Below are 13566 nucleotides of genomic sequence, written 5' to 3' on the forward strand. Positions count from 1 at the left end.
TTCATCATGAACCAAGAAAATTCAGCCAAGAACTATTCCGAACAGGAACAATCCCTCAATATTCAGGAACTCTTACTCAGATACCTCAACTACTGGCCCTGGTTTGTGGGTTCCGTGGTGGCGTGTGTGGCGGTGGCTTTCCTCTACCTGAAAATGACCACACCCGTTTACAACGTATCGGCTGCCATCATGATCAAAGACGATAAGAAGGGGGGCAGCATGGCTTCCGAAATGGCTGCTTTTCAAGACTTGGGTCTCTTTGCCCAAAGCACCAACTTCGATAACGAGTTGGAGGTGCTCAAATCCAAATCACTCATCAAGCAAGTGATTCTGGAGATGAATGCCTATAGCTCGTACAACGTGCGCCAAGGACTCCGTACGGTGGAGCTCTATAAGGAAAGCCCGCTATTGGTAGAGATGACCCCGCAAGAGAATGACTTGCTTCACACGGACATTGAAATGGAGGTGGTACTGCAGGCTGATTCCTCCATTCAGGTAACCGGTACCTATGATGAGCAAAGCTTTCAGCAGGAATTAAAGAAACTCCCGGGCTACATTCATACCCCCGCCGGTCGTGTAACCTTTGCTTACCGTCACGATGTACCGGCTTTGGCACACAACGAAATCACTGTAGTGGTTTCACCGGCCATGGCAGTGACCAAAAGAGTTTTGGGAAATCTCAGTATTGCACCCACCTCTAAAACCACTTCGGTGGCGAGTCTTTCCTTTAAATGCCACAACAGAAAGAAAGGCGAAGATTTCCTAGCCAAGCTGGTGGAAATGTACAACCGTGACACCAACAACGACAAAAACGTGGTGGGTGTTAAAACCGAACAGTTTATCAACGACCGTATAGCTATTATCTCCGGCGAACTGGGTAGCACCGAGCAGGAGTTGGAGAGCTACAAACGCCGTTCGGGCTTAACGGACCCCAAACAAGACGCGCAGGTGTATTTGCAAGAAAACTCGCAATACGAACAGAAACGCATTGAAAATGCCACGCAAATCAACTTGATTACTTACCTGCAGGAGTATGTGCAGAACCCCGCCAACAAGGAGTCGGTGATTCCGGCCAATGTGGGTTTGCAGGACATGAGTCTGGCTACGCTGATTAACAGCTACAACGACCAGGTGCTGGAGCGCGACCGATTGTTGCGTACCTCTTCACCCAATAACCCCGTGATTCAGAACCTCAACACCTCCATCAAGGCGCAGCACGCCAATGTGATCAACTCCATCGCCTCTGTGCGCAACGGGTTGCTTATTGCCAAGCAAGACATTGAACGCCAGGCAGGCAAATACAACGTGCGCATTGAACAGGCACCGGAGCAGGAGCGTATCCTGACCAACATCTCCCGCCAACAGGAAATCAAATCGGGCTTGTACCTCATGCTGTTGCAAAAGCGCGAAGAAAACTCCATCACCATGGCGGCTACGGCAGACAATGCCAAGATCATCGATGCACCTTTGGCAGACAACATACCCGTTTCTCCCAAATCATCTCTCATTCTGCTAATCGGTTTGATCTTGGGTGTGGTGATACCGGCAGGCGTCATTTACGTGATGGACCTGTTGCAATTCAAGATCGGTACCCGTCACGATGTAGAGAAACTCACTACGATGCCCATTTTGGGAGAAATTCCCTTGCAGGCGGAAACAGATGGCAACCGTACCATTGTGGTTCGTGAAAACGAGAACAACATGATGGCGGAAACCTTCCGCAGCCTGCGCACCAACCTGCAATTCATGCTGAGCAGCGAAGACCACAAAGTCATTCTGTTTACCTCTACCAGTCCGGGCGAAGGCAAAACCTTTACCTCAGTGAACCTAGCGGTGAGTTTGGCCTTACTGGGCAAAAAAGTAGTCTTGTTGGGGTTGGATATCCGCAAGCCCCGTTTGGCGGAGCACTTTGGCTTCTCGCACAAACTAGAAGGAATCACCAAATTCCTTTCCGGAGGCACCAATGATATATTCTCGCTGTTGATCGATTCCGGTGTCACCGAGAACCTGAAAGTACTCCCTGCGGGTATGGTACCGCCCAACCCTGCCGAACTGTTGGCAAGCCCCCGTTTGGAGAAAGCCATTGATGCGCTGAAAGAAAAGTTCGACTACGTGTTGTTGGACACTGCTCCGGTGGCATTGGTAACCGATACCCTGATTGCCGGTCGTGTGGCCGATCTGTCGGTGTACGTCTGTCGTTCCGAGGTAACGCATAAGAGTGACTTCGAACTGGTAAATGAAATCCGCAAGGAGCGCAAGCTGCCTCACATGGCGTTGGTGGTCAATGCGGTGAACCTGGAAAGCAAACGCTACGGCTACGGTTACGGCTATGGCAAGTACGGTAAATACGGTCGTTACGGCAAGAAGTACGGTTACGGCTACGGAGAAACCCAAAAATAACACTACATGAAAAGAATCCTTTCTTTTCTGTGGGGAATGATGCTGTGCCTGTACATACAGGCACAGTTTCCCTACGGCACCACCGGATTGCTGCACATGCCTACGGCAGACATGCAGCGAGATAAAACGGTGATGGTGGGTGGCTCGTATTTACACGAAGGAGCCACCCCTGCCAAATGGAATTACAACACCTACAATTATTACCTGAACATTACGATACTCCCATTTTTCGAAGTGGGTTATACGTGTACTTTACTTCAAGGTGTGAAGGGGAATTATTGGCCCGAATCAACTTGGGGAAAGTATACCAACCAGGACCGTCAGTTCTCTCTGCGGTTAAGGGCCATCCAGGAAGGTCAATTCTGGCAATACATGCCGGCGGTGGTAATCGGGGGAAACGATGTCTTAACCAGTGTGGGGTTTAAGGATCAGGATTATATCAATTCCAGCGCAACCGGTAACGGTTACTGGAACCGTTGGTACCTGGCAGCGACCAAACACGTTGATCTCTATGGGGAACTAGGCGTTCATGCCGCTTATGTGTACAACCGGCGTGCGGACTATCGGCTCAACGGTCTAGCACTGGGTGCCAACTGGAAACCGCAATTTCATCCGGCCCTCAATGTGATGGCGGAGTATGATTCCCGCACGGTCAATTGCGGATTGGGCTATGCCCTGTGGAAAGACCACATCAACCTAGTAACTGAACTCAATGATTTCAAGTACCTGTCAGCAGGTCTTTATTTTAAAATACATCTCAAATAATCTCTTCGTATGATAAGCAAGCGTTCTATTCTTAAACTTTTATTGAATTTCAAATACCTCAATCGTTGGATTATTTTCTCTTCCGACCTTCTTTTTTCCGGTATATCTACCGCTGTGGCTATTTTGTTGGTAATTTATGTCAGCAACTGTTCGTTTAATCTGTCTATTTTTATGGGCGTATTGGCAGGCTCACTGGCTGCCAGCACCCTTAGTTTTCGCCTACTCGGCACTTATCGCGGAATCATTCGCCACTCCACCTTGGTGGAAACCGGCAGGCTGGCATTGAGTGCTTTGCTGAAAATGTTTCTCCTGATTCCTGTTCTTTGCATGTTGGTGCATACCGTGGACAGTCGCTTTTGCGTCATTGGTTTGCTGGCCGACTGTTTTATTACGTTCTTCCTGCTGGTAGTAACCCGTGTGGTGATGATTACGGTGTACCATTACGTCATCCATTCCGTCTCTACCAGTTGGGATCAAGTCTTGATTTACATGAACGGTGCCGAGAACAATGTATTCACCAGCTCCCTAATTTCTAAATTAGGGCGTTACCAGGTGGCGGGCTACATCAGTCTGGATCGCGACGCTTCCATTCGCATAGCCGGTTATCGTTTGTTTTCGGCCAAGAGTTACAAAGAGTTTACGGAGGTGGTTCAAACCCGTTGCATCAAGTACATCCTGTTTACCAAACAAAGCGATGTCCTCAATGAGCAGGATCGCCTGGTGCGCTATTGCACCAAAGCCAAGGTGCGCATGCTGATGCTGCCTTCCATGGACGAACTCAAGAACGGCAAGCTGGTGAATCGTCGCATCCCTGAACTTCGCATTGAAGACCTGCTGGGGCGCGACGAAATCCACATCAACATGAAAGAGGTGGTTTCGGAATTTACCGGTAAGGTGGTGCTGGTTACGGGAGCAGCCGGCAGCATCGGCAGCGAACTCTGCCGCCAGTTGGCCCAGATGGAGGTGAAGCAACTCGTGCTGTTTGATTCGGCAGAGACACCGCTGCACAACCTTCGCCTGGAGCTGGAAAAGAAATTTCCCAAATTGGACTTTGTTCCCGTTATTGGAGATGTGCGCATCGAGAAGCGCCTGCGCATCTTATTTGAGAAATACCACCCCCAGGTGGTGTTCCATGCGGCTGCCTACAAACACGTGCCGCTGATGGAAGAGAACCCCTGTGAAGCCGTGCTGGTGAATGTTATCGGTTCGCGTCAAGTGGCAGACATGGCGTTGGAGTTCGGAGCCGAGAAGATGGTGATGGTATCCACAGACAAAGCCGTGAACCCCACCAATGTGATGGGATGCTCCAAACGCCTGGCAGAGATTTACGTACAAAGCTTGGGTACGGCTATTCGTGAAGGCAACGTAAAGGGACACACCAAGTACATTACCACCCGTTTTGGCAATGTGCTGGGCAGTAACGGTTCGGTGATTCCCCGCTTCAAAGAGCAGATTGAGAACGGTGGTCCCGTTACGGTGACCCACCCCGATATCATCCGTTTCTTTATGACCATCCCCGAGGCGTGCCGTTTGGTGATGGAAGCCGCCACCATGGGCAAAGGCAATGAAATATTTGTGTTCGAAATGGGCAAAGCGGTGAAGATTGTCGATTTGGCTACCCGCATGATTGAGTTGGCAGGGTACACACCTTATGAAGATATTAAGATCGAATTCACGGGTCTGCGTCCGGGCGAGAAGCTCTACGAAGAAGTGTTGAGTAACGAAGAAAACACCCTTCCTACGGATAACAAAAAGATCATGATAGCCAAGGTACGTCCTTATCAGTACGGAGACATCTTACCTACATTCACCGAGTTTGAAACCCTGTCACGCGGGGTGGAAGTGATGAATACGGTGAAATTAATGAAAGCCATGGTACCGGAATTCAAATCGAAAAATTCACGGTTTGAAGCACTGGATGAAAAGTAAATACATCAATAACGAGATACAGCAACTATATGTGTGGAATTGTAGGATATATTGGAACACGACAGGCCTTTCCTGTCTTGATTAAGGGTTTAAAAAGACTGGAATACAGGGGGTATGACAGTACCGGAGTGGCACTTCTTTCGCAAATTGACATGCTTAATGTGTACAAGAAAGAAGGCAAAGTGGCTCAGTTGGAAGAAACGTTGACCAGCAGTGACCTTTCGGGAACCTTGGGCATTGCGCATACGCGCTGGGCTACCCACGGCATTCCGTCGTCGGGCAATGCCCACCCGCATACTTCGCAATCGGGTAAATTGGCGTTGGTGCACAACGGCATCATCGAGAACTATTCGGTTATCAAAGAACGCTTACTGGAACATGGATTTACGTTCAAGAGTGAAACGGATACCGAAGTGCTGGTGCAGTTCATCGAATACGTCAAAGAGTGTAACAAAGTAGATACCGTGACAGCGGTTCGCCTCGCACTGAATCGGGTGATTGGTGCCTACGCCATTGTGCTGGTCGATAAAGACCACCCCGACCAGGTTATTGCGGCACGCAAAAGCAGTCCGCTGGTCATTGGATTGGGTGAAAACAACGAAGAATTCTTTATAGCTTCGGATGCCACCCCGCTGGTTGAATACACCCAAAACGTGGTGTACCTCAACGACGAAGAGATCGTGGTACTGAAGCGTGGCGAGGAGATGCAGATTTGCAACCTGAAGAATGAATCGGTGGATCCCGATGTGCAGTGCATTGAAATGAACATCGGCCTGCTCGAAAAAGGAGGCTATCCTCATTTCATGCTCAAAGAGATTTACGAGCAGGCACAGGCCATGAAAGACTGCATGCGCGGACGCTTGCTGGAACAAGAAAAGCGGGTGGTGCTGTCGGCAGTAACCCATCACCGCGAACGCCTGCTGAATGCAAAGCGCGTCATCATTGTTTCTTGCGGTACCTCTTGGCATGCCGGATTGATAGGCAAGCAGATGATTGAAACCTTTGCCAAGGTACCGGTGGAAGTAGAATATGCTTCGGAGTTTCGTTACCGGAATCCGGTGATCGATGCTCGGGATGTGGTAATAGCCATTTCTCAATCGGGCGAAACGGCAGATACATTGGCCGCTATCAGTTTGGCCAAAGAGAGAGGCGCCTTTATTTTTGGTATTGTCAATGCAGTAGGTTCGTCCATCGCAAGAATCACGGATACCGGTACGTACATACACGTAGGTCCCGAGATTGGTGTGGCTTCTACCAAAGCTTTTACGGGACAGCTCACTGTACTTACCATGCTGGCTCTGAGCTTGGGCAAGGAAAAGCAAACCGTTTCAACAACCGAATACGAAGAAATCGTAGCGGAGCTGGCAGTGATTCCCGATAAGATGGAACGCATGCTGGTGTTTGACAAGCAAATAGCCGAACTTGCCAAATGCTACACCTACGCCCGCAATTTTATCTATCTGGGTCGTGGTTATAACTTCCCCGTAGCACTGGAAGGCGCCTTGAAATTAAAAGAAATCAGTTACATCCATGCCGAGGGGTACCCGGCAGCCGAGATGAAACACGGTCCCATTGCGTTGGTGGATGCCGAAATGCCCGTGGTGGTTATTGCCACGCATCACCAGTTGTATGAAAAAACACTCAGCAACATTCAGGAGGTAAAGGCCCGCAAAGGCCGCATTCTGGCCATTGTAACGGAGGGCGATGAAGTGGTGAAAAAGTTGGCAGACAATGTCATCGAAGTACCCGCTACACTGGCCTGTCTGTCACCGCTCTTAACGGTCATTCCGTTGCAACTGTTGGCTTACCACGTAGCGGTGATGAAAGGACTGGATGTGGACCAACCCCGTAACCTGGCAAAGAGTGTGACGGTGGAATAAAAACTAATTTTTAAACTAACATACTATGAATATCGCTGTTGTAGGCACAGGCTACGTAGGCTTGGTGAGTGGAACCTGTTTTGCTGAAATGGGAGCCAACGTAACTTGTGTGGATATTGACCAAAGAAAAATAGAAAGTCTGAAAAACGGGAAAGTACCGATTTATGAACCGGGATTGGATGAAATGGTATTACGCAACTACCGTGAAGGACGGTTGCATTTTACGACGGAACTAACTTCTTGTTTGGATGAAGTAGAAATCGTATTTAGTGCCGTGGGAACTCCACCGGATGAAGACGGTTCGGCCGACTTGAAATATGTGCTGGAAGTAGCCCGTACGGTAGGTCGCCACATCAACAACTATGTGGTGCTGGTTACTAAGAGCACGGTACCGGTAGGTACAGCTAAGAAAGTCAAAGCAGCTATTCAGGAAGAATTAGATAAGCGAGGAGTGCAAATTGAGTTTGATGTAGCTTCGAACCCCGAATTTTTAAAAGAAGGGGCAGCTATCTCAGATTTCATGAGTCCCGATCGGGTGGTAGTAGGTGTGGAGTCTGAAAAGGCCAAAGAAGTAATGACCTCTTTGTATCGCCCCCTGATGCTAAATAACTTCAGGGTGATATTTACGGATATCCCTTCGGCAGAGATGATTAAATACGCTGCCAATTCCATGCTGGCTACGCGCATCAGCTTTATGAATGACATCGCCAATCTGTGTGAAATGGTGGGTGCGGACGTGAACATGGTGCGCAAAGGAATCGGTTCTGACTCCCGCATCGGAAGCAAATTCTTGTATCCCGGTTGTGGCTACGGCGGTTCTTGTTTCCCGAAGGATGTAAAGGCGCTTATCAAAACAGCTGAGAAGATGGGTTATACCATGGAAGTGCTGAATGCAGTGGAGCGTGTCAATGATCAACAGAAAAATGTGGTATTCAACAAATTGAATGCTTATTACCAAGGCGATTTGAAAGGAAAGAATATTGCGATATGGGGTTTGGCTTTTAAACCCGAGACGGATGATATGCGTGAAGCTACTTCATTGGTTACCATCGAGTTGTTATTGAAAGCCGGTTGCCAGGTGCGTGTATTTGATCCCGTTGCCATGGAAGAGTGTGAAAGACGCATCGGTAATGTGGTTACATACGCTACTGATATGTATGATGCAGCGCTGAATGCGGATGCTTTGCTTCTGATTACCGAATGGAAACAATTCAGATTACCCAGTTGGGGCGTCTTGAAGAAAACCATGAATAAGCCTTTGTTGATTGACGGACGAAACATCTATGATCCCACAGAAATGAAACAAATAGGATTTGATTATTCTTGTATAGGAAGATAATGATGCAGACATTACATACAGCTTACAGAACCTTTTTTGGTAAAGGAGATGCGTTGTACGAACTCTATTCTCCCTACAGGGTATGTCCGCTGGGAGCGCACGTTGACCACCAAAAAGGAATCGTTTCCGGATTTGCTTTCGACAAAGGAATTGATTTTCTGTTTTCGGCTACCGAAAGTGGAAAGGTAGAGTTCCTCAGTTTGAGCTTTGAAGGTTTGTGCACTTTTTCTGTGAGCAAAGACATGGATGAAAAACAAGGTTTTTGGGGTGATTACCTGCGGGGTGCCTGTTGGGCATTGCGCAAAGATCACCGCTTGGAAAAGGGGGTACGGGGTGTGTTGCGCGGAACCATGCCTATTGGTGGATTAAGCTCCTCGGCAGCCTTGCTTTGCGGTTTTGTCAAAGCTCTGGCTAAGGTCAATCACATCGAGTTGACACCGATGCAGGTCATTGAATATGCTTCGCTGGCCGAACGTGAATACATCGGACTGACCAATGGTATTTTAGATCAGGCTTGTGTGGTGCTTTGTGAAAAAGATAAATTGCTTTACCTCGATACGCAGGATAGTTCGTACGAATTGATTCCTTTCGGGGGAAAAGAAGGTACTCCGTTTCCGGCTTCACTGGCTATTTTCTTTAGCGGCGTCACACGTAAATTAACGGGTACCGACTACAACCTGCGCGTGAGCGAATGTAAAACCGCTGCTTGGATGGTAGAGGCGTATGAAGAGAGGCCGCTCAACGATTTGTCGGCTACTTTTTTACGGAACGTTTCCCCTGTGTTTTTCAGTAAACACGAAGCCACTATGCCGGCACGTTTCGCCAATCGGGCCAGACATTTTTACACGGAATGTGAACGGGTCAATGAGGGCGTGAATGCATGGAGGGAAGGAAATCTCACCAAATTCGGGCAACTGATGTTTGAAAGTTGTCAGAGTAGCATCCGTAACTATGAATGTGGCTCTCCCGAACTCATTGCCTTGTATGAAATCATGAAGCAATGTCCGGGTATTTATGGCGGTCGCTTTTCCGGTGCCGGTTTCAAAGGGGCATGCATTGCCTTGGTTGATCCAGCCATGGAAAACGAGATCAGGCAGTTTGTGACCACGGAATACTTAAAACGTTACCCAGAATACAAAGACACCTTTGAATGTTGTTTCTGTGCCACTTCCGATGGAGTGGATTTCCTTTAAATGATGAACCAATGAAAAATATAATTATAGCGGCTGGATATGCTACCCGTTTATATCCGTTAACGGAGAATTTCCCTAAACCGCTTCTGCAAATCGGCCAAAGCACCATCCTGGGTCGTATCATGGATGATATTGATGGTATAGACGAGATCTCCGAACACATCATTGTGACAAACCATAAGTTTGCTCATCACTTTGAAGAGTGGGTGAGCCGGCAAACCTATCGCAAGCCGGTGCGAATTATGGATGACGGGACTACAACCAACGAAAACCGTTTAGGGGCCGTTCGTGATTTGTTGTTGGCAATTGAAGCATGTTCTATAGATGACGATATTCTGGTCTTGGCGGCCGATAACATCCTGGACTTTTCTTTTCGTGGATTTGTGGAAGAGTTTCACGCAAAGGGAACTTCCATGATCATGTGTCACAACGAAGCGGAATTGAAGAAGTTGCAACGAACCGGAGTCATTGCGGTAGATCAAAACATGAAAGTACTAGAGATGCAGGAGAAACCCGAGAAACCGGTTAGCCACTGGGCAGTTCCTCCATTTTACATCTATCAGAAACGTGATCTGCCTTTGATCAAAGATTGCCTCCATCACGGATGCGGGTTTGATGCACCGGGTAACCTGGCTCATTATTTGGTCGATAAAACCACTGTTCATGCTTGGGTGATGCCCGGAACCCGCTTTGATATCGGTTCGATGGATACATACAAGCAGGCACAGGAAATCTATAAATAACGAAAACTGATTCTTTATGAAAATATTAGTAACCGGTGCAGCCGGATTTATTGGTAGTCGGGTGGCTTTTATGTTGGCTCAGAGAGGCGACCAGGTTATCGGAATAGATAACATCAATGAATATTATGACATACGTTTAAAATACGGACGATTACGAGAGGGCGGAATTGATGCCGGTACGCTCGACATGCCTTTTCACGTCTATTTTCATAGCTCCTTATTCCCTACAAACTATAAGTTTATGCGAATGGATATTTCGGATAAGGGAGCGATGGAACAACTCTTCAACGAAGAGAAGTTTGATGCGGTGGTCAATTTGGCGGCACAGGCAGGCGTAAGGTACAGCATAACCAACCCTTACAGTTACATGAACAGCAACATGGTTGGCTTTATGAATGTATTGGAGTGTTGTCGCAATTACAAGGTCGATTCATTGGTTTTTGCATCTTCCTCCAGTGTGTACGGTATGAACAGTAAGGTACCTTTCAGTGAGACCGATCACGTAGGTTCTCCCGTTAGTTTGTATGCGGCTAGTAAACGTGCCAATGAATTGATGGCACACGCTTATTGTAAGTTGTACGGATTGAAGGCTACCGGTCTACGCTATTTTACGGTGTATGGTCCCTGGGGTAGACCGGATATGGCTCCCATGCTGTTTACCAAATCCATAGCTCGTGGTGAACCCATTCAGGTATTCAATAACGGAAACCTCTCGCGTGACTTTACTTACATAGACGATATTGTAAAAGGGACCATTCAGGTGCTGGATAAAGCGCCTGTTGTGGCTGATTGCGAAAATGAAGTACCTTTCCGCATATACAACATCGGTTGCTCCAGTCCGGTGAAGTTAATGGATTTCATCAATGAGATTGAGCAGGCCGTTGGCCGTGAAGCTCAAAAAGTGTTTCTGCCGATGCAACCGGGTGATGTGTATCAAACGTATGCGGATACCACGAAATTAGAGACTGAAATTGGTTACAAGCCTTGTGTGTCCTTACATGACGGAATCACCGAATTTGTAAAATGGTATATGTCAGATAAGAATCCATTGAGATAAATAAAGGAGTTCTCTAAATAACGCTTGTTTTAGATGATAGTTTTTTGAAAAGGAGAACTCTGAGGGAGTTAATGAGCGAGTCATGCCGTGAGTTAACTCCCTTTTTATTTGGAAGCTCAGCTACCGGAACATCAAGGTTGATGCTCCGGTACACGGAGACTTGTTTATTGAGATGATAGTTATATGTAGTGTTCAATTTGCCCTTCGAACACCACATGGCTGCAAATATAGAAACAATTTATTATTGAACAAGTATTTATTCTGTTTTTAATATTTTTATAGTATATTTGCTACTGTACAATTCAGAAGAATAACCTAATGCTTTTTTTATATGAAAATGACAATCCTGAAATTTATGTATTCCAGTAACAGAGTTGTGTACATTCGTCTCGCTCTGAAATACCGGGTAACTCCTTGGCGCATCTATTCCCTGGCGCATGGTCAGCGTAGCAATAATCGCCGAGAAAACAAAATATTAAAGGAGTTGCAAAAACTCCAGATTATCTCTGACGTTAAAAGCTGGTAAACTGCTTTTCTTATCACCTATACGTATGTTTAATACAAAATGCCCCGGTACACTGATTAAAGCGTATCGGGGCATGCTTTTTTAGAAACTTTCGTCGGTAACTGAGTAGCACGGGCATTCTTTCAATCTCTCCCAGGGATCAACCTTACCGTTTCCGTTGAGGTCGGGACTGAGGTCCCTATGGCCGCACACGCGGCTGCCGGGGTGATCCATCAGGAGGGCTTTGATGAGTACCTTCAGGGAGTGCTTCTGCCACTCGGTACGGGTATCGGCAGGGTCACCGCGGGTGTTGAGTCCGCCTTCGTAGCAGATACCGATGCTACGGGTGTTGTAACCTTGGGCATGTGCACCCGGAAATTCTACCGGCCGGCAACTCTCTATGCGACCGTCTCTGCGCACGTAGAAGTGGTAGCCGATGCCGCTGAAGCCGCGCGCACGGTGGGCGGCTTCAAGGGCTTCACGGCTGAAAGGCCGGTCTTCGCGCGTGGCGGAGCAATGCACTACGATGAGATCGATGGTTCGCATATTCTCTTCTTGAAAAACGGAAGCAGCACGATAACGCACTCAACTAGCAACTGGATTACTTTTCTCATCTTCTTCATGTATTAAAGGGTGAATACTGGGGATTAACCGTTGGGGTCGTCCACGTCTTCACCACCGGGATTGGTGGGGTCAACGGGATCAACCGGCAGGGTAGGGTCTTCCTTCTGACCGGTTTCTTTCTGCGCCTGAATGGTGCGCACGCGGCTGTAGCTCAGTCCGTGTACCGCATCTCTCAAAGCACTGCCGGCACGGAAATTGATCTTCGCACTCTGGATCAGACTCACGCTGAACTCTTTGGCGGTATCGGCTCCTTTGCTGCTCAGACCAATCTGGAAGTTACCGAGATTACCCAGGCGAACAATCTCGCCTTTCTGCAATCCTTCTACTATGGTATCTTCCAGCGCTGTGAGGACTGCAGCGACATCGGCGCGGGTCACGGTACACGACTTCTCGATACGACGAGCCATTTCGTCGGTATCTACATCGCCATTGGATTGCGCCTGGGCGTAAAATTTCAACGGAGCATCCTTCTTGGAAGGGTTCTTGCGCTCCACTACAGAGTAATTGACTGAATTTGGCATAATCTTAAATCTTTAAATGTGAATACTTATGTTTCTTTATGACTCTGTAAAGGTACGACAGGCACCAACCTCCAATGACGGGGTTTGATGGTGTTTGACGGGAATTGATGACGTTTGATGAAATAGATAGAAACGATATGCTGATTTCATGAAAAATATAGTATATTTGTAGTACAAAAAAGACAAAATATGATTGCAAACAATATTGAACCGTTCATTCCGACACATCCGGGTGAAGTGTTGAAAGACGAAATTGAATACCGTGGCATTTCACAACGAAAACTTGCTTCGCAAATGGGTGTTCCCTATTCACAACTCAACGAAATATTGAATGCTAAACGTCAATTAACCGTTGAATACGCTTTGCTTATTGAAGCCGTCTTGGATTTGCCGGCAGAGCCATTGGTTAAAATGCAAGCGCGCTACAATATGATTACTACCAAACGTACACCTTCATTCATCGAAAAACTCAAAAAGGTACGTAAAATAGCTGCGGCACTGTAAGCTATATAATAATGAAATAAAAACTGATATTTAATACATTAACCTACTTTTTAAGGCTTAACAATTGATATATAAGACATTAAAAAAGGTGTAATTGGCAATACAC

The 13566-nt window shown here is 47.3% G+C and carries 12 protein-coding genes; 10 read left to right on the forward strand and 2 right to left on the reverse strand.

The features are described from left to right. Window positions 1–6: 6 nt before the first annotated feature. From C511_RS0106150 to C511_RS17835, 9 genes are all read left to right on the forward strand, one after another. Window positions 7–2400: a GumC family protein gene (locus C511_RS0106150; protein ID WP_027317939.1), complete on the forward strand. Its 2394-nt coding sequence runs from the start codon at window positions 7–9 to the stop codon at window positions 2398–2400. Between the two features lie 6 nt (window positions 2401–2406). Further along, entirely contained in the window at window positions 2407–3165 is a 759-nt protein-coding gene (locus tag C511_RS0106155; protein WP_024996213.1) for a YjbH domain-containing protein, read from the forward strand. A gap of 9 nt (window positions 3166–3174) precedes the next feature. Further along, window positions 3175–5094 (forward strand): UDP-N-acetylglucosamine 4,6-dehydratase family protein, encoded by a 1920-nt coding sequence (locus C511_RS0106160; RefSeq protein WP_024996101.1) that lies wholly within the window; start codon window positions 3175–3177, stop codon window positions 5092–5094. Between the two features lie 29 nt (window positions 5095–5123). Further along, a complete protein-coding gene (glmS, locus tag C511_RS0106165) occupies window positions 5124–6974 on the forward strand; it encodes a glutamine--fructose-6-phosphate transaminase (isomerizing) (RefSeq protein ID WP_024996100.1) in 1851 nt (616 codons plus the stop codon). 25 nt (window positions 6975–6999) lie between these two features. Then, window positions 7000–8313, forward strand: coding sequence for a UDP-glucose dehydrogenase family protein (locus tag C511_RS0106170; protein ID WP_027317941.1), 1314 nt, complete (start codon window positions 7000–7002; stop codon window positions 8311–8313). Beyond that, window positions 8313–9506, forward strand: a complete 1194-nt coding sequence (locus C511_RS0106175) for a GHMP family kinase ATP-binding protein (protein ID WP_226992462.1) — start codon at window positions 8313–8315, stop codon at window positions 9504–9506. The genes C511_RS0106170 and C511_RS0106175 overlap by 1 nt, the downstream gene beginning before the upstream one ends. An 11-nt stretch (window positions 9507–9517) precedes the next feature. Next, on the forward strand, window positions 9518–10249 hold the full coding sequence (locus C511_RS0106180; protein WP_024996098.1) for a nucleotidyltransferase family protein: 732 nt from the start codon (window positions 9518–9520) through the stop codon (window positions 10247–10249). A 16-nt stretch (window positions 10250–10265) separates the two neighbouring features. Next, complete coding sequence (locus tag C511_RS0106185; RefSeq protein WP_024996097.1) at window positions 10266–11306, forward strand: NAD-dependent epimerase/dehydratase family protein; 1041 nt, start codon at window positions 10266–10268, stop codon at window positions 11304–11306. A gap of 331 nt (window positions 11307–11637) precedes the next feature. After that, entirely contained in the window at window positions 11638–11832 is a 195-nt protein-coding gene (locus C511_RS17835; protein WP_148297703.1) for a hypothetical protein, read from the forward strand. An 81-nt stretch (window positions 11833–11913) separates the two neighbouring features. Here C511_RS17835 and C511_RS0106190 read toward each other — a convergent pair whose 3' ends face one another. Further along, window positions 11914–12357, reverse strand: coding sequence for an N-acetylmuramoyl-L-alanine amidase (locus C511_RS0106190; protein ID WP_024996096.1), 444 nt, complete (start codon window positions 12355–12357; stop codon window positions 11914–11916). A 101-nt stretch (window positions 12358–12458) separates the two neighbouring features. Further along, window positions 12459–12956: an HU family DNA-binding protein gene (locus C511_RS16295; RefSeq protein ID WP_024996095.1), complete on the reverse strand. Its 498-nt coding sequence runs from the start codon at window positions 12954–12956 to the stop codon at window positions 12459–12461. Between the two features lie 189 nt (window positions 12957–13145). On the opposite strand from C511_RS16295, the gene C511_RS0106200 reads away from it, so the two are divergent. Continuing rightward, window positions 13146–13460 (forward strand): HigA family addiction module antitoxin, encoded by a 315-nt coding sequence (locus C511_RS0106200; RefSeq protein ID WP_024996094.1) that lies wholly within the window; start codon window positions 13146–13148, stop codon window positions 13458–13460. Window positions 13461–13566 lie beyond the last annotated feature (106 nt).

The sequence above is a fragment of the Bacteroides graminisolvens DSM 19988 = JCM 15093 genome, assembly GCF_000428125.1.
GTDB classification, from domain to species: Bacteria; Bacteroidota; Bacteroidia; order Bacteroidales; family Bacteroidaceae; genus Bacteroides; species Bacteroides graminisolvens.